Raw genomic sequence first — 16201 nt, 5'->3', positions numbered from 1 at the left:
GACAGCTTGGGCTTGGCGGACAGCTGGGGCCTGGAGGGCAGCTGGGGCCTGGAGGGCAGGTGCGGCCTGGCGGGCGCGGGCCGCGTGACGGGCATGGGTGCGGGCGGCGTGGCGGTTGGGACAGCCGCGACCGCCGCGGCCGTGACGGCCGTGACCAGGGCGTTTCGCGGCCGTGGAATATTCGATGGACACGCCGAACAGGTGTTCGATAGCGTTGTGTTGTGGGGGCATGCCCCCGGGTGGGTGGGGCTTTTCCCCCCGGTGCGGGCGCGGTCTCGGCTCGGTGGGTTTGTCGGGGGTGCACTGGCTCTTGTGGTGGCGTTCCGGCAGGTGGGTGGCTGTGCCGTGGTGCGCGCGGGGGGTGTGGGGTGAGGCGGGGCGGGGTCGTCGGGGGGCTGGTGTTGGTGGTGGTGGCGCTGCTGGCGGTGGTGGCGCCGTGGGTCACCGATCCGGCGGGGTTGGACGTGACGCGGGTCGACGGGCCGCGGTTGGGGGCGCCCAGTGGCGAGTACTGGTTGGGCACCGACGAGAACGGGCGGTCGGTGCTGCTGTTGACCTGGTGGGGGGCGCGGGTGTCGCTGCTGGTCGGGGTGGCGGCGGCGGTGTTGTCGGTGGGTATCGGGACGCTGGTGGGGTTGGTGGCGGCGATGGCGGGCGGGTGGGTGTCGGCGGTGCTGATGCGGCTCACCGACTTCTTCCTCGTGCTGCCCTCGCTGGTGCTGGCGATCGCGCTGTCCACGGTGCTGGAGCGCGGGGTGGGCACGATCGTGCTGGCCATCGGGCTGACGTCCTGGCCGGGGGCGGCGCGGCTGGTGCGGGCGCAGACGCTGGCGGTGGCGGCGCGGCCCTACGTCGAGCGGGCGCACGCGCTCGGCGGCGGCACCGTGCACGTCGTGGTGCGGCACGTGCTGCCCGGGGTGGTGCCGCTGGTGGTGGTCAACACGACCCTGGCGGTGGGCACGGCGATCGTGGCGGAGTCGACGCTGGCGTTCCTCGGCCTCGGCGACCCGACCGCGGTGTCGTGGGGGGCGATGCTGCGCACCGCGTCGAGCACCGGGGCGGTCACCGCGGGCGCGTGGTGGTACCTGGTGCCGCCCGGGCTGGCGATCGCCGGGGTGGTGCTGGCGGTCACCGTGTGCGGGCGGGCGCTGGAGACCGTGCTCGACCCCCGGCTGCGGGAGCCGCGATGAGCCTGCTGCGAGTGCGCGACCTGCACGTGCGCTACCCGTCCGAGCACGCCGTGCGCGGGGTGGACCTCGACGTCGAGGCCGGGGAGACGCTCGGGCTGGCGGGCGAGTCCGGGTGCGGCAAGTCGACCGTGGCGCTGTCGCTGCTGCGGCTGCTGCCCCGCACCGCGGCGGTCAGCGGCGAGATCAGCGTCGACGGCGAGGACGTCACCACCCTGAACTGGGGGCGGCTGCGCGCGCTGCGGTGGGCGCGGGCCTCGGTGGTGTTCCAGGGCGCGATGCACGCGCTCAACCCGGTGCGCCGCGTCGGCGAGCAGATCGCCGAGCCCATCCGCCTGCACGACCCGACGGTCACCGCCGCGCAGGCGCGCGCCCGCGTGGCCGACCTGCTCGCCCAGGTCGAGCTGCCCGCCGAGCGCGCCCGCGCCTACCCGCACGAGCTCTCCGGCGGGCAGAAGCAGCGGGTCATGATCGCCATGGCGCTGGCCTGCGGGCCCCGGCTGATCGTGGCCGACGAGCCGACCACCGCCCTCGACGTCGTCGTGCAGGCCCAGGTGCTGGACCTGCTCTCCGGGGTGGTCGCCGAGCGCGGCATCGGCATGCTGCTGATCAGCCACGACCTGGCGGTGCTGGCGCGGGTGTGCGGGCGGCTGGCCGTCATGGACGCCGGGCGCGTGGTGGAGAGCGGACCGACCGGGCGGGTCGTCGCCGAGCCCGCGCACCCGCGCACCCGGGCGCTGGTGGCCGCCTTCCCCGCCGTCGGCGAGCCCCGCCACCGCCGCGCCCCCGCGACCACCGGCGAGCCCGCCCCCGCGGGCGTCGACCGCGTCGGCGGCGAGCTGCTGCGCGTGGAGGGGCTGCGGGTGCGCTTCGGCGACACGGTGGCCGTCGACGGCGCCGACCTCGACGTGCGCGCCGGGGAGATCGTCGCCCTGGTCGGGCAGTCCGGGTCCGGCAAGACGACCCTCGCCCGCGCCGTGCTCGGCCTGGTCCGCCCCGACGGCGGGCGGGTCCTGCTCGACGGGCGGGCCGTGCCCGCCCGCGGCCGCGGGCTGCGCGAGCACCGCAGGCAGGTGCAGTGGGTGCCGCAGGACCCCACCAGCGCGCTCAACCCCCGCCACCGCGTCGCCGACGCCGTCGCCGAGGGGCTGCGCGTGCACCGGGTGCCCGGCGACCACGCCGCGCTCGCCGCCGCGGCGCTGGCCGAGGCCGAACTGCGCCCGCCCGAGCGGTACCTGCCGGCGCTGCCGCACGAGCTCTCCGGCGGGCAGCGCCAGCGCGTGGTGATCGCCGCGGCGCTGGCGCTGGCGCCGCGGCTGCTGGTGGCCGACGAGCCGGTGGCCTCCCTCGACGCGTCGGTGCGCGGGGAGATCCTGGCGCTGCTGCTGCGCCTGCGCGCCCGGCTGGGGCTGGCGGCGCTGGTCATCACCCACGACCTGGGGGTGGCGTGGACGGTGGCCGACCGGGTGGTGGTGCTGCGCGCGGGGCGGGTGGTGGAGTCCGGTCCGGTCGAGCGCGTGCTGACCGACCCGGCGCAGGCCTACACTCGGTCCCTGCTCGCGGCGATCCCGCGGGCGCGGTGGGCGAGCCGCCCCACGTGAGCCGTTCGGCGGCGCGACCGGCCGCCGGTTCCCGCATTGCGCGAACCGGGTCGGTGTGCCCTGTGTAGGCTCAGCTTCCGATGACCACCACCGCAGGCCCCTCCCCAGACACGGACGCACCCTTGGTCGCAGACAACGCCGAGCCCGCCGCCGCGACCGCGCCCGCGTCCCCGAGGGGGCCGCTGCCGGTGCGGACGATCGCCCTGGGCGCCGCGGGCAGCGTGCTGGTCCTGCTGGGGTCGTTCGGGGCGGCGGGGATCCTGGCCCGCGACCCGGTGCTCGGGCACGGGCCGCTGTCGTGGATCCGGTACGGGCACGGCCAGATGCTGGCCACGATGGTGCTCTACGTCGGGTTCCTGATGATGGTGTGGGCGTGGGTGCGGCTGGGCAGGCACGTGCTGGCCGACCGGGTCGCCTCGCGCCCGGTGCTCATCGCCGCGGCGGCGTGGACGGCGCCGCTGCTGATCGCGCCGCCGGTGTTCACCCGCGACGTGTTCTCCTACCTGGCGCAGGGGGCGCTGCCGCTGCACGGCATGGACCCCTACGAGGTGGGGCCGATCATGCTCGGGGTGCCGGAGCTGGTGCAGAACGTGCACCCGTTCTGGGTGTCGACCCCCGCCCCCTACGGGCCGCTGTTCATCCTGCTGGCCAAGGGGGTGGCGGCGGTGGCGGGCAGCAACGTCATCGTCGGGGTGATCCTGACCCGGCTGGTGCTGCTGATCGGGCTGGGGCTGCTGCTGTGGGCGCTGCCGGGGCTGGTGCGGCACCTGGGCGGGAAGCTGTCGGTGGCGCTGTGGCTGGCGGTGGCCGGGCCGATGACCGTGGTGCACCTGGTGGGCGGCCCGCACAACGACCTGCTGATGGTGGGGTTCCTGGCGGCCGGGGCGCTGTGCGTGCTGGACCGCCGCCACGTGCTCGGCGTGGTGCTGGTGACCCTGGGCGCGGCGGTGAAGGCGACCTCGCTGATCGCGCTGCCGTTCCTGGTGTGGGTGTGGGCCGGGCACCTGGACTCCACTCCGCTGCGCAACTTCGTGCGCGCGTTCTGCGCCGCGGTGACCACGTTCGCCGTCACGTTCGTGGGGGTGACGTTCCTGTCGCTGGGCGCGTTCGACCTGGGTTGGCTCAACTCGGTCAACGCCCCCACGATGATCGTCAACTGGCTGTCGCTGCCCACCGCGATCGGCGAGGTGATCCACTCGCTGGTGAGCCTGTTCGTCGAGGCCAACAAGAGCTGGTTCGTCAACATCGTGCGCGTGCTCGGCGCGCTGGTGTTCCTCTACATCGCGGTCAAGCAGTGGTGGCGGGCGCGGGAGGGCGGCCCGGACGCGGTGCGCCGCATGGCGCTGGTGTTCATCGCCATCGCCGTGCTGTCGCCGACCATGCTGCCCTGGTACCTGACCTGGGGCTTCGCGATCGCCGCGGCGCTGGCCTGGCAGCAGCGGCAGCTGGCGCTGGTGGTGGCGGGCGCGGTGTTCCTGGTGCTCACCTACTCCCCGGCCGGGGAGGACCTGCTCTACAACTGGCCGTTCATCGCCTGCGCGGTGGCGGTGTCGGTGCTGGCCGGGATCTCGCTGCTGCGGCCGGACCCGCTGCGCCTGTTCCGCGACCACGACGAACTCGCCCACGTATAACCCCATCTTGGGGGTAGACGTATAACCCCTTCTGGGGTTACGGTGGGGTCATGCCGAAGATCAACGTGTACCTGCCCGACGACCTCGCCGAGGAGGTCCGCGCCTCCGGGGTGCCCGTCTCCGCGGTGTGCCAGCGCGCGCTGGAGCAGTCCGCGCGCCGCGTCAGCGCCATCCGCGCCGTCGTCCTCGGCGGCGACGCCGAGCACGAGCTGCCCAACTTCACCGACCGCGCCCGCACCGCCGTGCGCATGGGCATCGACGCCGCCCGCGCCGACAACGCCCCCGAGGTCGACACCGGACACCTGCTGCGCGGCATGCTCGACGAGGGCGACAACCTCGCCCTGCGCGTGCTCGCCGCCCTCGACATCAGCCCCGACCGCGTCCGCCGCGCCATCGAGTCCCCCCGGGGCGGCGGGGAGGCCACCCGCTTCAGCTCCGACGCCGCCAACGCCCTGGAACTGGCCGTCACCGAGGCCGTCGCGCTCGGCCACAACTACATCGGCTGCGAGCACCTGCTGCTCGGCCTGGCCACCGAGCCCGACGGGCCCGGCTCGGCCGCCCTGCGCGCCGCGGGCGCCGAGCCCCGCGCGCTGCGCGCCGCCGTCACCGCCGCCCTCGCCGGGTACGTGCACCTGCGCGCCCAGACCGGCGAGATGTCGGCGGGGGTGATCGCCGCGGCGCTCAAGCCGCTCGTGGAGCGCATCGAGGCGCTGGAGAGGCGGATCTCCTAGCGGCGCACCCGGTAGTGGACGTGGGTCGCGCGCGGCGACGGGGTGACCGACACGCACTCCAGGTCCGCGCGCGCCCCGTCCAGCAGCCGCACGCCGTCGCCGAGCAGGATCGGCACCACCTGCAGGTCCAGCTCGTCGACCAGCCCGGCGGCCAGCGCCTGGCGCACCGTCTCCCCGCCCATGACGTTGACCGTGCGCCCGCCCGCCGCGGCGGTGGCGCGCTCGACGGCGGCGGCGATCCCGGCGTCGGTGAAGTGGAAGGTGCCCGAGGCCATCGGCACGTCCGGGCCGGGCCGGTGGGTGAGCACGAACGCCGCCCCGGCGAACGGCACGTCGTTCCAGTGCCCGACGCCCACGTCGTAGGTGCGCCTGCCGAGCACGGTCGCCCCGACCTCGGCGCGCATCCGCTCCACCGCCGCCCGGTCGGCCGGGGCCGGGTCGTCGGCGAACTGCCAGGCGTGCAGCAGCTCCCCGTCGCGGCCCATGCCCTCGGCCACGCTCACCCCCGGGCCCGCGCAGTAGCCGTCCAGCGACACCGACGCCCGCACCACCACCGTCATGATCCCCACCGTACTGCCGTGGGCGAAACCCGACACCGCGGCGGCGGTGATCGGCATAGCCTCGCGGGCATGCGGATCACCGAGCGGCTCACCATGCTGCGCTTCGCCGTCGGCCAGGCCTACCTGTGGCGCGACGGCGACGACCTCACCCTGATCGACACCGGCCCGGCCGGGTCCGGGCCCGCGATCGCCGCCGCGGTCGCCGGGCTGGGCATGGACACCGCGGCGATCCGGCGGATCGTGCTCACCCACGGCCACAACGACCACGCCGGGGCCGCCGCCGAGGTGCGCGCCTGGCACGGCGCGCCCGTGCACGCCCACCACGCCGACGTCGCGCTCGTGCAGGGCGAGCGGCCGCCGCCGGAGCCGGTGCTCACCGCCGACTGGGAGCGGGAGCTGTTCGCCGCGATCGTGCCCGGTGTGCCGCCCGCGGCGCCCTGCCCGGTCGACGTCGTCCTGCGCGGCGGCGAGGTCCTCGACTTCGGCGCCCGCGTGATCGGGGTGCCCGGGCACACGCCGGGCAGCGTCGCCCTGCACCTGCCGGAGGACGGGGTGCTGTTCACCGGCGACACCATCGCCGAGCACGAGGGCCGGATCATGCTGGGGGTGTTCAACAGCGACCCCGCGCTGGCCGTGGAGTCCTTCCGCCGCCAGGCCGCGCTCGACGGGGTCGAGATCGCCTGCTTCGGCCACGGCGACCCGGTGCTGGCCGGGGCCTCGGCCGCGCTGCGCACCGCGGCCGCCGACCTCTAGGCGAGGGCGGGCTCGGCCAGCGTCAGCGTCCCGTCGTCGGCGTCGAGCCGGGCGGAGACGCCCAACGGCACGGTGAGCTGCTCCGGGCAGTGCCCGAAGCCCAGCTCCCACACCATCGGCACGCCGAGCCCGCCCAGCAGGTCGGCCACCACCGCGTACACCTCGCGCGGCTCGCCGCACTCCGCCCACGAGCCCAGCGCGACCCCGGTGACCCCGGTGAACCAGCCCGCGCGCAGCAGCTGGGTGAGCAGCCGGTCCACCCGGTAGGGGTCCTCGCCGACGTCCTCCAGCAGCAGGATCGACTCGTCCGGCGGGGGCGCGGCGTCCAGCGAGCCGACGTCGGCGGCCAGCAGGCTCAGCGTGCCGCCGCAGGTGACGCCCTCGGCGACCCCGTGCTCGGCGGTGGACACCCTCGGCCCGGTCAGCACCACCGTGGACTCCGGGTCGAACAGCGTCGCCCGCAGGTGCTCGCGCGCTCCCGCGTCGAACAGCTTCCCGGCCACCATCGGGGAGAACAGCGTCACCAGGTCCAGGTTCGCGCCGAAGGCCGCGTGCAGGGCGGTCACGTCGCTGGACCCGGCGAGCACCTTCGGGCCCGCGGCGGCCAGCGCCGCCCAGTCCAGCAGGTCCACCAGCCGCTGGCAGCCGTAGCCGCCGCGCGCGCACACCACCGCCTCCACCGCCGGGTCGCACCAGGCGTCCTGCAGGTCGGCGGCCCGGTCGGCGTCGGTCCCGGCCAGGTAGGGCAGGCGGGGGTGGCGGTCGAGCACGTGCTCGCCCACCCGCACCCGCAGCCCCCACGACTCCAGCGCCGCGACCCCCTCGGCCAGCCGCGCCCGCTCCACCGGCCCGGCCGGGGCGACGACCGCGACCAGGGACCCCTCGCGCAGCCTCGGCGGGCGCATCCTGGTCATGGCGTCAGCTCCAGTTCGGGCACGCCGGGCGGGGTGAACCCGAACACCCGGCCGTAGAAGGACAGTTCGGCGGCGTAGGCGGCGGCGATGGTCTCCGCGCGGCGGAACCCGTGCCGCTCGCCGTCGAAGCTGAGGTAGGCGTGCGGGACGCGCAGCGCGTCGACGAACCGCTTGACCTGCTCCGGCGGGCACACGGGGTCCTCGGCGCCCTGCAGCACCAGCACCGGGCCGCGCACCCGGTCGGCGGCGCCGACGGGGGAGCGCTCGCGGTAGCGGTCGGCGTGCTCGGGCAGCGCGCCGACGAGCCGCTCGACGTAGCGGGACTCGAAGTCGTGGGTCTCGACGCGCCCGTCGGCCCACGGGGACAGGTCCAGCAGCGGGAACATCAGCGTGGCGCAGGCGAACACGGTGCCGCCGGTCATGGCCGCGGCGGCGGTGAAGCCGCCCGCGCTGCCGCCACGCACCGCCAGCCGCGTCGGGTCGGCGGTGCCGTCGGCGACCAGGGCGGCCGCGGCGGCGATCGTGTCGGCGACGTCGACCACGCCCCACCGGCCGTGCAGCAGCTCCCGGAATGCGCGGCCGTGCCCGGTGGACCCGGCGTAGTCCACGGCCGCCACGCCGAACCCTCGGCTGGTGAAGAACGCGATGTCGAGGTCCAGCGCCCTGCTGAAGGCGGTGGTGGGGCCGCTGTGCGGGTACAGCAGGTAGGGCGGCGACTCGCCCTCGGGGCCCGCGAAGTCCGGATTGGTCGGCGGGTACACCAGCACCGGCACCGCGTGCCCGTCGGCGTCGACGGTGCGCGCCACCGGCTCGGGCAGGTAGCGGGGGTCCGGCGCGTCGGGGCGGGTGTGTTCGGTGTGGACGCCGGTGGACAGGTCCAGGCTGATCACCGTCCACGGGGTGCGCGGTCCCGCCGCGCACGTGGTGACCACCCCGTCGGCGGCGTGCAGGTCGGGGGCGAACACGGCGAAGTCGGTGTCGACGTCGGTCACGGTGCCGCTGCGCTCGTCCAGGACGGCCAGCGCGCCCGCGCGCAGCACCGCGTGGCGGCCGCGGCCCAGCGGCGCGAACCAGCGCCGCCCCAGCTGCCACAGCGGCCCGCCCAGCTCGTGATCGCCGGGGGCCAGCGCCACCATGGCCCCGTCGAGGCCGATGCGGTGCAGGTTCCACCAGCCGCGCGGGTCGGCCATGGCCAGCAGCGAGTCCGGCGCCTCCCAGCACACCTGGCACACCGACACCCCGGGCCCGCCCGCGACCACCCGGTGCGGGCCGAACACGCCGTCGGCGCCGACGGCGGCCACGCACAGCTCGCTGGCGTCCCACGGCATGTCGGGGTGCGACCAGCCGATCCAGGCAGCGTGTCGCCCGTCCGGGGAGGGCTGCGGGGCAGTCATGAAGTGGTGCGAGCGGCCCAACACCCGCACCCCGCTCGCCAGCGACACCGCCACCAGGTCGCGGACGACGTCGGTGGGCGCGTCGCCGGTGACGGTCTCGCGCACGCACCACACCTCGCCGCCGGGCCCGGGGGTGAGGTCGCTGTAGCGCCATCCGTGCTCGCGGTCGGGCGCCCCGGTCAGCGGCACGGGGCCGTCGTCGGTGACGGCGTAGACGCGCTGGTCGCCCCACTCGGTGAACACCACCCGCCCGTCGACGACGGTGAACGGGCGCCCGCCGTACTCGTGGACGCGGTTGCGCGCGCTCCACGGCGCGCCCAGCACCTCCAGCGGCCCGTCCGGCCCGGAGCGCAGCAGCGCCTGCCGCCCGCCCTCCTCCGGCAGCGACCGCGTCCACCACACCGCGCCCCCGTGCGGCAGCACCCAGGTCGGGGCGGCCGCGGAGCGGGCGACGTCGGCGGCGGTCAGGGGCGACTCCCAGCCGCCGTGCGGGGCGATGTGGACCACGAGACGACCCTACCGACCGCCCGATACGGTGGACGCGTCAACGCTGTCCGGTGGGGGCGGGACCTGCCCGTCCCCGCGTCGTGCAATAAGGTCGAGGTGCCATGGCTCGCGTCATCCACGTCTTCCGCCAACCCGACCGCTTCGTCGCGGGCACCGTCGGGCAGCCCGGCGACCGCACGTTCTACCTGCAGGCGGTGGAGTCGGCCAAGACGGTGTCGGTGACCATCGAGAAACAGCAGGTGCAGGTGCTCGCCGAGCGCATCGGGTCGCTGCTGGAGGAGGTGCACCGCCGCTTCGGCGCCGAGGTGCCCGACGACGTCGACGAGACCGACGTGGACTCCGAGCCGCTGACCGTGCCGGTGGAGGAGGAGTTCCGCGTCGGCACCATGGGCCTGGGCTGGGACGCGGAGTCCCGCGCGGTGGTCATCGAGCTGCTGGCGATCACCGAGGGCGAGGTCGACGAGTCGGTGGTGCTCGACGACACCGAGGAGGGCCCGGACGCGGTGCGCGTGTTCCTCACCCCGGTGATGGCGCGCGCCTTCGCCGAGCGCGCCGACCGCGTCCTCAAGGCCGGACGCAAGCCGTGCCCGCTGTGCGGGGAGCCGCTGGACCCCGGCGGGCACGTGTGCCCGCGCCAGAACGGCTACCGCCGCGGCGACGACGACTGACCCGCCGGTGTTACCGACCGACCCGCACGCCGAGGCGTTCCTGCGCGAGGGCGAGCTGGACATCGAGGGCCGCCTGGTCGACGCCTCCAACATCACCCTGTTCTGCGGCATCACCCTCGACGGGGTGAGCGCGCGCTGCGTCTACAAGCCGGTGCGCGGCGAGCGGCCGCTGTGGGACTTCCCCGACGGCACGCTGGCCGGTCGGGAGGTCGCCGCCTACCTCGTCGCCCGCGCCGCCGGGCTGGCGCTGATCCCGCCGACGGTGCTGCGCGACGGCCCGGTCGGGCCCGGCATGGTGCAGCTGTGGGTGGACACCAAGGAGGGCGACGACCTCGTCGACCTGGTCACCCCCGACGAGGTGCCGCCCGGCTGGCGCACCGTGCTGCACGCCCTGGACCGCCACGGCGACCCGGCGGCGCTCATCCACTCCGGCGACGTTGCCGTCGCCCGGCTGGCCGCGCTGGACGTGGTGCTCAACAACGCCGACCGCAAGGGCGGGCACGTCCTGCACGGCACCGACGGCGGCGTGTACGGGGTGGACCACGGCATCTGCCTGCACCACGAGCCGAAGCTGCGCACTGTGCTGTGGGGGTGGGCGGGGGAGCCGCTGCCCGCCGACGTGCTCGACCACCTCGCCCGGCTCAGGTCCGCCCTGGACGGCGACTTCGCCGACGAGGTGGGCGAGCACCTGACGGTCCGCGAGGTCAAGGCGCTGCGCACCCGGGTGGCGCGGCTGCTGGCCGCCCCGGTGTTCCCGGTGCCCGACGCCGCGGGCCGCCCGATCCCCTGGCCCGCGTTCTAGGGCTGCCAGAGCTGGAAGGCCGTGCCCTCGGGGTCGGCGCACTCCACGTACCGGCCGTAGGGCTTGGTGTCGATCTCCCCGGCGGTGCCGCCGTGCGCGCGCACCGCGTCGACCGCGGCGCGGATGTCGGCGACCCGGTAGCACAGGTCCACCCTCGGCGACCCGCCGCCGCCCCACAGCCCGACCTGGCGGCCGTTCACCTGCCAGCCGCCCGGCACCGAGCCGGGGCTGAACGACCAGCCGAGCACCGCCCCGTAGAAGGCGCGGGCGGCATCGGCGTCGGCGACGACCACCGTGGCGTAGCCGATGTCGCCGGGGCGGGGCGCGGTCTCGTCCTCGGCCAGCATCCAGCGGTGCCCGAACGGGTCGACCAGCACCGCCAGTCGGCCGTAGGGGTAGTCGGCGGGGTCGCGCTCGGGGCGCGCGCCGCGGTCGACGGCGCGGGCGAAGGCGGCGTCGACGTCGGGCACCCGCAGGTGCAGGGTGTGCGAGGCCGGGCGGCCCTGCTCGGGCGCGGCGACGGGGGTGTCGCCCGCCGCGGCGGCGTCGGCCAGCATCAGCACCGCGTCGCCGATGGTCAGCTCGGCGTGGCCGATCGCCCCGTCGGGCATGACGACCGGCTCGCCGCGCCGGTGGGCGTTGAGCGCCTCGACGTACCAGTCGATGGCCGCGGCGGCGTCGGCGACGACGATGTAGGGGCTGATCGCGGGACCGGCCCCCGCCTGGGTCTGGGTGCTGGTGGTCATGGTGGTGTCGTCCTTCCAGGTCAGGACCGCGCGGCGGAGGCGCTCGCGCAGGTCGGCGGCGAACCCGGGGTCCGGGTGCTCGGGGGTGTCGGGGACGCGGAGGGCGTCGAACGGGTCGCTCACGGCTGCCCTCCCTCGGGGTAGGCGCGACGGAACGCGGCGCGGGCGCGCACCAGCAGCGCCTCGGTGGCGTGCACGGTGCGGCCCAGGTGGGCGGCGACCTCGGGCACGGGGAGCCCGTCGAGGTAGCGCAGGGTGAGCGCGGCGCGGTGGTGCGGGCCGAGCGCGGCGAGGGTCTGGCGGGCGAGGATGGCGTCCAGGCGCACCTCCCACGGGTCCTCGACGCCGGGGTCCTCCACCACGCGCAGCCGTTCGCGGGCGACGCGGCGCCAGTGGTCGGCGAGCTTGTGCCGGGCCACGCCGATCAGCCACGGCACCGACGGGGTGTCGGCCCCGGGTCGGCGGGCGGCGGCGACGGCGGCCAGGAACGTCTCGGCGGTGAGGTCCTCGGCCAGGGCGGTGTCGCCGACGCGGGCCAGCAGGTAGCCGTAGACGTGCGGCAGCGCGTGGTCGTAGAGGTCGAGCAGCGCCACGGCCGGGTCCGGGCGCGCCCGGGGGTGCGGGCTCACACCCCATAGTCGTGCGGGCGGGCCGTGCTCCGACGCCCCGGCGGCGACTTTTTCACCCCGGCGTGGCGGGTCGGCCTCGGCGGCGGGGCCGGCTAGCGTGGCCGGGTGCGATCACAGGAGTACGGGGACGTGTTGGGCGGGCGGGCGCGGCGGGTGGCGCCGGAGGTGGCAGCCGAGGCCGGGGTGGTGGTGGAGGAGCCCGGGTCGGGGTTCTGCGGCGCGGTGGTGCGGGTGGAGCGCGGCACGGCCCGCCACGACGCGGTGGTGCTGGAGGACCGGCACGGCAGGCAGCGGGTGTTCCCGATGGCGCCCGCCGGGTTCCTGCTGGACGGGCGGCCGGTGACGCTGGTGCGGCCGGTGGCCACGCCCGCCCCGGCGCGGCGGGTGTCGGCGTCGGGGTCGGTGCGGGTGGAGGGGCTGCGGGCGCGCACGGCGGCGGCCAGCCGCATCTGGGTGGAGGGCGTGCACGACGCGGAGCTGGTGGAGCTGGTGTGGGGGCACGACCTGCGGGTGGAGGGCGTGGTGGTGGAGCCGCTGGACGGGGTGGACCACCTGGCCGAGGCGGTGGCGGGGTTCGGGCCGGGCCCGGGCAGGCGGCTGGGGGTGCTGGTGGACCACCTGGTGGCGGGCAGCAAGGAGTCGCGGGCGGCCGCCGGGGTGGCGGGCGAGCACGTGCTGGTGACCGGGCACCCGTACGTCGACATCTGGCAGGCGGTCAAGCCGTCGGTGCTGGGGATCCCGGCGTGGCCGTCGGTGCCGCGCGGGGTGGCGTGGAAGGACGGGGTGTGCGCGGCGCTGGGCTGGGGCGACCCGGCGCAGGGGTGGCGGCGGGTGCGTGCGGCGGTGACCGGGTTCCGGGACCTGGAGGCGCCGCTGGTGGGCGCGGTCGAGCGGCTGATCGACTTCGTGACCGAGGCGTGACCTGCGCGGTTCGTCCGCTGCGGGTGTCCGGTTTCTGCGAGGATGGGGTCATGGCGCTGATCTGGCTGATCGTCGGGGTCGTGCTGGTCGTCGCCGAGGTGCTCTCCGGCGAGTTCGTGCTCGTGATGCTCGGGGTCGCGGCGCTGGCCGGGGCGGGCGCCGAGGCGCTGTTCGGGCTGCCGGTGGTCTCCGCGGCGGTGTTCGCCGCGACCGCGCTGGGCCTGCTGGCGGGGGTGCGGCCCTCGCTCAAGCGGCGCTGGCAGGGCCGGTTGACCGCCGACAACGTGGCCGGGCTGATCGGCGAGACCGCCGTGGTGACCGCCACGGTGGACGCCACCGGCGGCACGGTGCGGCTGCGCGGCGGAGACTGGTCGGCGCGCGCCCTGGACGACCGGCAGGTGCTGGAGCCCGGTACGACGGTGACCGTGGTGGAGATCGAGGGGGCCACCGCCGTGGTGTACGCCCACGGCGGCTGAGCGCCCCCGGGTTGGGAGGACGGACGAGTGGATGTCGGGCTGATCGTCGCGATCGTGGCGGCCCTGTTCGTGGTGATCGTGCTGGTGAAGGCGGTCCTGGTGATCCCGCAGGCGCAGACGGCGGTGATCGAGCGCCTCGGCCGGTTCAAGGTGGTCGCCCAGCCGGGGCTGAACTTCCTGGTGCCGTTCCTGGACAAGGTGCGCGCCCGCATCGACATGCGCGAGCAGGTGGTGTCGTTCCCGCCGCAGCCGGTGATCACCCAGGACAACCTGACCGTGCGCATCGACACGGTCGTGTACTTCCAGGTCACCGACTCGCGGTCGGCGGTCTACGAGATCTCCAACTACATCGTCGCCGTGGAGCAGCTGACCACCACGACGCTGCGCAACGTCGTCGGCGGCATGAGCCTGGAGCAGACGCTGACCTCGCGCGACAACATCAACCAGCAGCTGCGCGGCGTGCTGGACATGGAGACCGGGCGGTGGGGGATCCGGGTGGCGCGCGTGGAGCTCAAGGCGATCGACCCGCCGCCGTCCATCCAGGACTCGATGGAGAAGCAGATGCGCGCCGACCGGGAGAAGCGCGCCATGATCCTCAACGCCGAGGGCCAGCGCGAGTCGGCGATCAAGACCGCGGAGGGCCAGAAGCAGTCGCAGATCCTGGCCGCCGAGGGCGCCAAGCAGGCCGCGATCCTGGCCGCCGAGGCCGAGCGGCAGTCGCGCATCCTGCGCGCCCAGGGCGACCGCGCCGCCCGCTACCTGCAGGCGCAGGGCCAGGCCAAGGCGATCGAGAAGGTCAAGGCCGCCCGCCCCTCGCCGGAGGTGCTGGCCTACCAGTACCTGCAGACGCTGCCGACGATGGCCCAGGGCGACGCGAACAAGGTGTGGCTGATCCCCTCGGACTACGGCAAGGCGCTGGAGGGCTTCGCCCGCATGCTCGGCGCCCCGGGCGAGGACGGCGTGTTCCGCTACGAGCCGCCCGCCGACGCCCCCGCGACCGCCCCGGAGGAGGACGAGGCCTCCGTCAGCGGCTGGTTCGACACCTCCACGGACCCGAAGGTCGCCGAGGCGGTGCGCGCCGCGGAGGAGGTGGCGCGCAAGGAGGTCGAGAGCCCGCTGGCCGTGCCCCGGGTCGGCCCCGCCACGCCCGCTGCCGGGATGCCCGCGCCGGAGGTGGGCGCCCCGCCCGCCCGGATCGAGCCCGACCAGCTCTGACCGTCCCTCGATGCCCCCGCGCGTGGTGCTCGCGCGGGGGCATCGGCGTCACCGCGGCCGGGTCTGCCCGCCGGGGACGGCGGCCGTGACCGCGACCGTGGTGTAGGGCAGGGTGAACGCGCCGCCGAGGGCGTCGATCGCGGCCCCCACCCCGTCCAGCGCGGCGGCCAGGCGCTGCGGCGGCAGCCGGGTGAGCAGGCCGCTGGTGGGCAGCTGGTCCAGCCACTGCGCGCGCGTGTAGTCGCGCTGCCAGTCGAACGTCCACCGCCGCGGTTCGGTGAACGCGCCGCTCGCCTTGATGCCGTCGGCGGCGAGGGCGTCCAGCGTCCGGTAGCCGTCCTCGGCGGGCCGGGGCATGTCGGGCAGCGCCGCGGCCAGCGCGTCGGTGATGTCCGGCGGGGTGTGCGGCACGTGCCAGAACACCGCCAGCAGCCCGCCCGGGCGCAGTGTCCGGGCGGCGGCGGCCGCGCCCGCCACCGGGTCCACCCAGTGCCAGGACTGCCCGGCCACGACCGCGTCGAACACCCGGCCCGCCGGGTCCCACGCCTCGAACGCGGCCACCTCCACCGCGATCCCGCCGCGCCGGGCGAAGGCGGCCATCCGCTCGTCCGGGTCGACGCCGAGCACCGCGCAGCCCGCGGCGCGGAACTGGCGGGTGGCGATCCCGGTCCCGCAGCCGACGTCGAGCACGGCGCGGCCGGGGGAGTGCGCGACGACCCGCTCGACGAGGGCGTCGGGATAGGGCGGGCGGGTGCGGTCGTAGCGTTCGACGTCGACGCCGAACGACTCGGCCATCGAGCGCTGCCGGTGCGGCTCCCCGGATAGAGTGGGCATGCGCCCACCCTAGTGGGCACATGCCCACTATCGCGAGGACCGCGCCATGCCCACCGGAGTCCGCATCACCGACGCGCGCACCCGGCTGTTCGACGCCGCCGAGGCCGTCCTGCTGCGCTCCGGGCCCAGCGCGCTGACCAGCCGCGCCGTCACCGACGAGGCTGGCTGCGCCAAGGGCGTGCTGCACCGGCACTTCGCCGACTTCGACGACTTCCTCGCCGCCCTGGTGCGCGACCGCGTCGCCCGCGTCGAGGATCAGGGCGCCGCCCTGGCCCGCCGCGCCGGGACCGGCGACGTGGTCGACAACGTCGCCGCCGCGCTGACCGAGCTGTTCGGCTCGGTCGCCGCGGCCATCGTCAGCCTCCTGATCTTCCGCGACGACCTGCGCGCCCGGCTGCGCGCGGACACCCCGACCGGCATCCCCCTGCTGACCGAGGCGGCGGCCATGCTCGCCGACTACCTCGCCCGCGAGCGCGAGCTGGGCCGCGTCGCCGCCGACGCCGACCCCGACGTGCTCGCCCCGACCCTGCTGGGCGGCGGGCACCTGGCCTACGCCGACCGCGACGGCGCGCGGCCGGAGTCGGTGCGCGCGATGGTGGCCGCCGTCCTCGCCGGGGTCACGCGGCCGTGAG

At 75.9% G+C, this 16201-nt stretch carries 17 protein-coding genes; 11 read left to right on the top strand and 6 right to left on the bottom strand.

What is annotated here, in order from left to right; genetic code table 11:
- Nucleotides 1–368: 368 nt before the first annotated feature.
- From IEY98_RS10595 to IEY98_RS10580, 4 genes are all read left to right on the top strand, one after another.
- The gene (locus IEY98_RS10595) at nt 369–1190 is read left to right on the top strand and encodes an ABC transporter permease (RefSeq protein WP_229786791.1); all 822 of its coding nucleotides are present in this window, start codon (nt 369–371) and stop codon (nt 1188–1190) included.
- Entirely contained in the window at nt 1187–2788 is a 1602-nt protein-coding gene (gene nikE, locus IEY98_RS10590; RefSeq protein ID WP_189210265.1) for a nickel ABC transporter ATP-binding protein NikE, read from the top strand. Before IEY98_RS10595 ends, nikE begins: the two co-directional genes overlap by 4 nt.
- 122 nt (nt 2789–2910) lie before the next feature.
- A complete protein-coding gene (gene mptB, locus IEY98_RS10585) occupies nt 2911–4419 on the top strand; it encodes a polyprenol phosphomannose-dependent alpha 1,6 mannosyltransferase MptB (protein ID WP_229786790.1) in 1509 nt (502 codons plus the stop codon).
- A 50-nt stretch (nt 4420–4469) separates the two neighbouring features.
- Entirely contained in the window at nt 4470–5150 is a 681-nt protein-coding gene (locus tag IEY98_RS10580) for a Clp protease N-terminal domain-containing protein (protein ID WP_189210263.1), read from the top strand.
- Here the strand turns inward: IEY98_RS10580 and IEY98_RS10575 are convergent.
- Nucleotides 5147–5710, bottom strand: a complete 564-nt coding sequence (locus IEY98_RS10575) for a dihydrofolate reductase family protein (RefSeq protein WP_189210262.1) — start codon at nt 5708–5710, stop codon at nt 5147–5149. The two genes, IEY98_RS10580 and IEY98_RS10575, sit on opposite strands and share 4 nt — an antisense overlap.
- 69 nt (nt 5711–5779) lie before the next feature.
- Here IEY98_RS10575 and IEY98_RS10570 point away from each other — a divergent pair, with 69 nt between their 5' ends.
- The gene (locus IEY98_RS10570; RefSeq protein WP_229786789.1) at nt 5780–6463 is read left to right on the top strand and encodes an MBL fold metallo-hydrolase; all 684 of its coding nucleotides are present in this window, start codon (nt 5780–5782) and stop codon (nt 6461–6463) included.
- Here IEY98_RS10570 and IEY98_RS10565 read toward each other — a convergent pair.
- Together IEY98_RS10565 and IEY98_RS10560 are read right to left on the bottom strand one after the other, a co-directional pair.
- Nucleotides 6460–7377, bottom strand: coding sequence for a S66 peptidase family protein (locus IEY98_RS10565; protein ID WP_189210261.1), 918 nt, complete (start codon nt 7375–7377; stop codon nt 6460–6462). The two genes, IEY98_RS10570 and IEY98_RS10565, sit on opposite strands and share 4 nt — an antisense overlap.
- On the bottom strand, nt 7374–9278 hold the full coding sequence (locus tag IEY98_RS10560) for a S9 family peptidase (protein WP_189210260.1): 1905 nt from the start codon (nt 9276–9278) through the stop codon (nt 7374–7376). The genes IEY98_RS10565 and IEY98_RS10560 overlap by 4 nt, the downstream gene beginning before the upstream one ends.
- Before the next feature lie 101 nt (nt 9279–9379).
- Here IEY98_RS10560 and IEY98_RS10555 point away from each other — a divergent pair, with 101 nt between their 5' ends.
- Together IEY98_RS10555 and IEY98_RS10550 are read left to right on the top strand one after the other, a co-directional pair.
- Nucleotides 9380–9946, top strand: a complete 567-nt coding sequence (locus tag IEY98_RS10555; protein ID WP_189210259.1) for a DUF3090 domain-containing protein — start codon at nt 9380–9382, stop codon at nt 9944–9946.
- Nucleotides 9947–9953: 7 nt separating this feature from the next.
- Nucleotides 9954–10748 (top strand): SCO1664 family protein, encoded by a 795-nt coding sequence (locus IEY98_RS10550; RefSeq protein ID WP_189210258.1) that lies wholly within the window; start codon nt 9954–9956, stop codon nt 10746–10748.
- Here the strand turns inward: IEY98_RS10550 and IEY98_RS10545 are convergent.
- Complete coding sequence (locus tag IEY98_RS10545; RefSeq protein WP_189210257.1) at nt 10745–11617, bottom strand: VOC family protein; 873 nt, start codon at nt 11615–11617, stop codon at nt 10745–10747. The two genes, IEY98_RS10550 and IEY98_RS10545, sit on opposite strands and share 4 nt — an antisense overlap.
- On the bottom strand, nt 11614–12123 hold the full coding sequence (locus IEY98_RS10540) for an RNA polymerase sigma factor (protein ID WP_189210256.1): 510 nt from the start codon (nt 12121–12123) through the stop codon (nt 11614–11616). The genes IEY98_RS10545 and IEY98_RS10540 overlap by 4 nt, the downstream gene beginning before the upstream one ends.
- A 105-nt stretch (nt 12124–12228) precedes the next feature.
- Between IEY98_RS10540 and IEY98_RS10535 the strand changes: the two genes are divergently transcribed.
- The 3 genes from IEY98_RS10535 to IEY98_RS10525 are packed head-to-tail and all read left to right on the top strand — an operon-like array spanning nt 12229 to nt 14735.
- Nucleotides 12229–13044 (top strand): DUF3097 domain-containing protein, encoded by an 816-nt coding sequence (locus IEY98_RS10535; protein WP_189210255.1) that lies wholly within the window; start codon nt 12229–12231, stop codon nt 13042–13044.
- 50 nt (nt 13045–13094) lie between these two features.
- Nucleotides 13095–13520: an NfeD family protein gene (locus IEY98_RS10530; protein ID WP_189210254.1), complete on the top strand. Its 426-nt coding sequence runs from the start codon at nt 13095–13097 to the stop codon at nt 13518–13520.
- A gap of 27 nt (nt 13521–13547) precedes the next feature.
- On the top strand, nt 13548–14735 hold the full coding sequence (locus tag IEY98_RS10525) for an SPFH domain-containing protein (protein ID WP_189210253.1): 1188 nt from the start codon (nt 13548–13550) through the stop codon (nt 14733–14735).
- A 48-nt stretch (nt 14736–14783) separates the two neighbouring features.
- Here the strand turns inward: IEY98_RS10525 and IEY98_RS10520 are convergent, their stop codons facing one another.
- The gene (locus IEY98_RS10520; protein WP_229787029.1) at nt 14784–15530 is read right to left on the bottom strand and encodes a class I SAM-dependent methyltransferase; all 747 of its coding nucleotides are present in this window, start codon (nt 15528–15530) and stop codon (nt 14784–14786) included.
- An 85-nt stretch (nt 15531–15615) separates the two neighbouring features.
- Here IEY98_RS10520 and IEY98_RS10515 point away from each other — a divergent pair, with 85 nt between their 5' ends.
- On the top strand, nt 15616–16200 hold the full coding sequence (locus IEY98_RS10515; protein ID WP_189210251.1) for a TetR/AcrR family transcriptional regulator: 585 nt from the start codon (nt 15616–15618) through the stop codon (nt 16198–16200).
- The last annotated feature ends 1 nt before the right edge of the window (nt 16201 follow it).

The organism is Actinokineospora fastidiosa, assembly GCF_014648415.1.
In the GTDB taxonomy this organism is placed as follows: domain Bacteria; phylum Actinomycetota; class Actinomycetes; order Mycobacteriales; family Pseudonocardiaceae; genus Actinokineospora; species Actinokineospora fastidiosa.
The sequence above is the reverse complement of the archived record's forward strand: the minus strand, read 5'-3'. Positions and strand labels throughout refer to the sequence as shown.

Coding starts and splice junctions, on each gene's coding strand:
- nikE (WP_189210265.1), top strand. CDS start 1,187: ATGAGCCTGCTGCGAGTGCGCGACCTGCACGTGCGCTACCCGTCCGAG.
- IEY98_RS10580 (WP_189210263.1), top strand. CDS start 4,470: ATGCCGAAGATCAACGTGTACCTGCCCGACGACCTCGCCGAGGAGGTC.
- IEY98_RS10575 (WP_189210262.1), bottom strand. CDS start 5,710: ATGACGGTGGTGGTGCGGGCGTCGGTGTCGCTGGACGGCTACTGCGCG.
- IEY98_RS10570 (WP_229786789.1), top strand. CDS start 5,780: ATGCGGATCACCGAGCGGCTCACCATGCTGCGCTTCGCCGTCGGCCAG.
- IEY98_RS10565 (WP_189210261.1), bottom strand. CDS start 7,377: ATGACCAGGATGCGCCCGCCGAGGCTGCGCGAGGGGTCCCTGGTCGCG.
- IEY98_RS10555 (WP_189210259.1), top strand. CDS start 9,380: ATGGCTCGCGTCATCCACGTCTTCCGCCAACCCGACCGCTTCGTCGCG.
- IEY98_RS10530 (WP_189210254.1), top strand. CDS start 13,095: ATGGCGCTGATCTGGCTGATCGTCGGGGTCGTGCTGGTCGTCGCCGAG.
- IEY98_RS10520 (WP_229787029.1), bottom strand. CDS start 15,530: ATGGCCGAGTCGTTCGGCGTCGACGTCGAACGCTACGACCGCACCCGC.
- IEY98_RS10515 (WP_189210251.1), top strand. CDS start 15,616: ATGCCCACCGGAGTCCGCATCACCGACGCGCGCACCCGGCTGTTCGAC.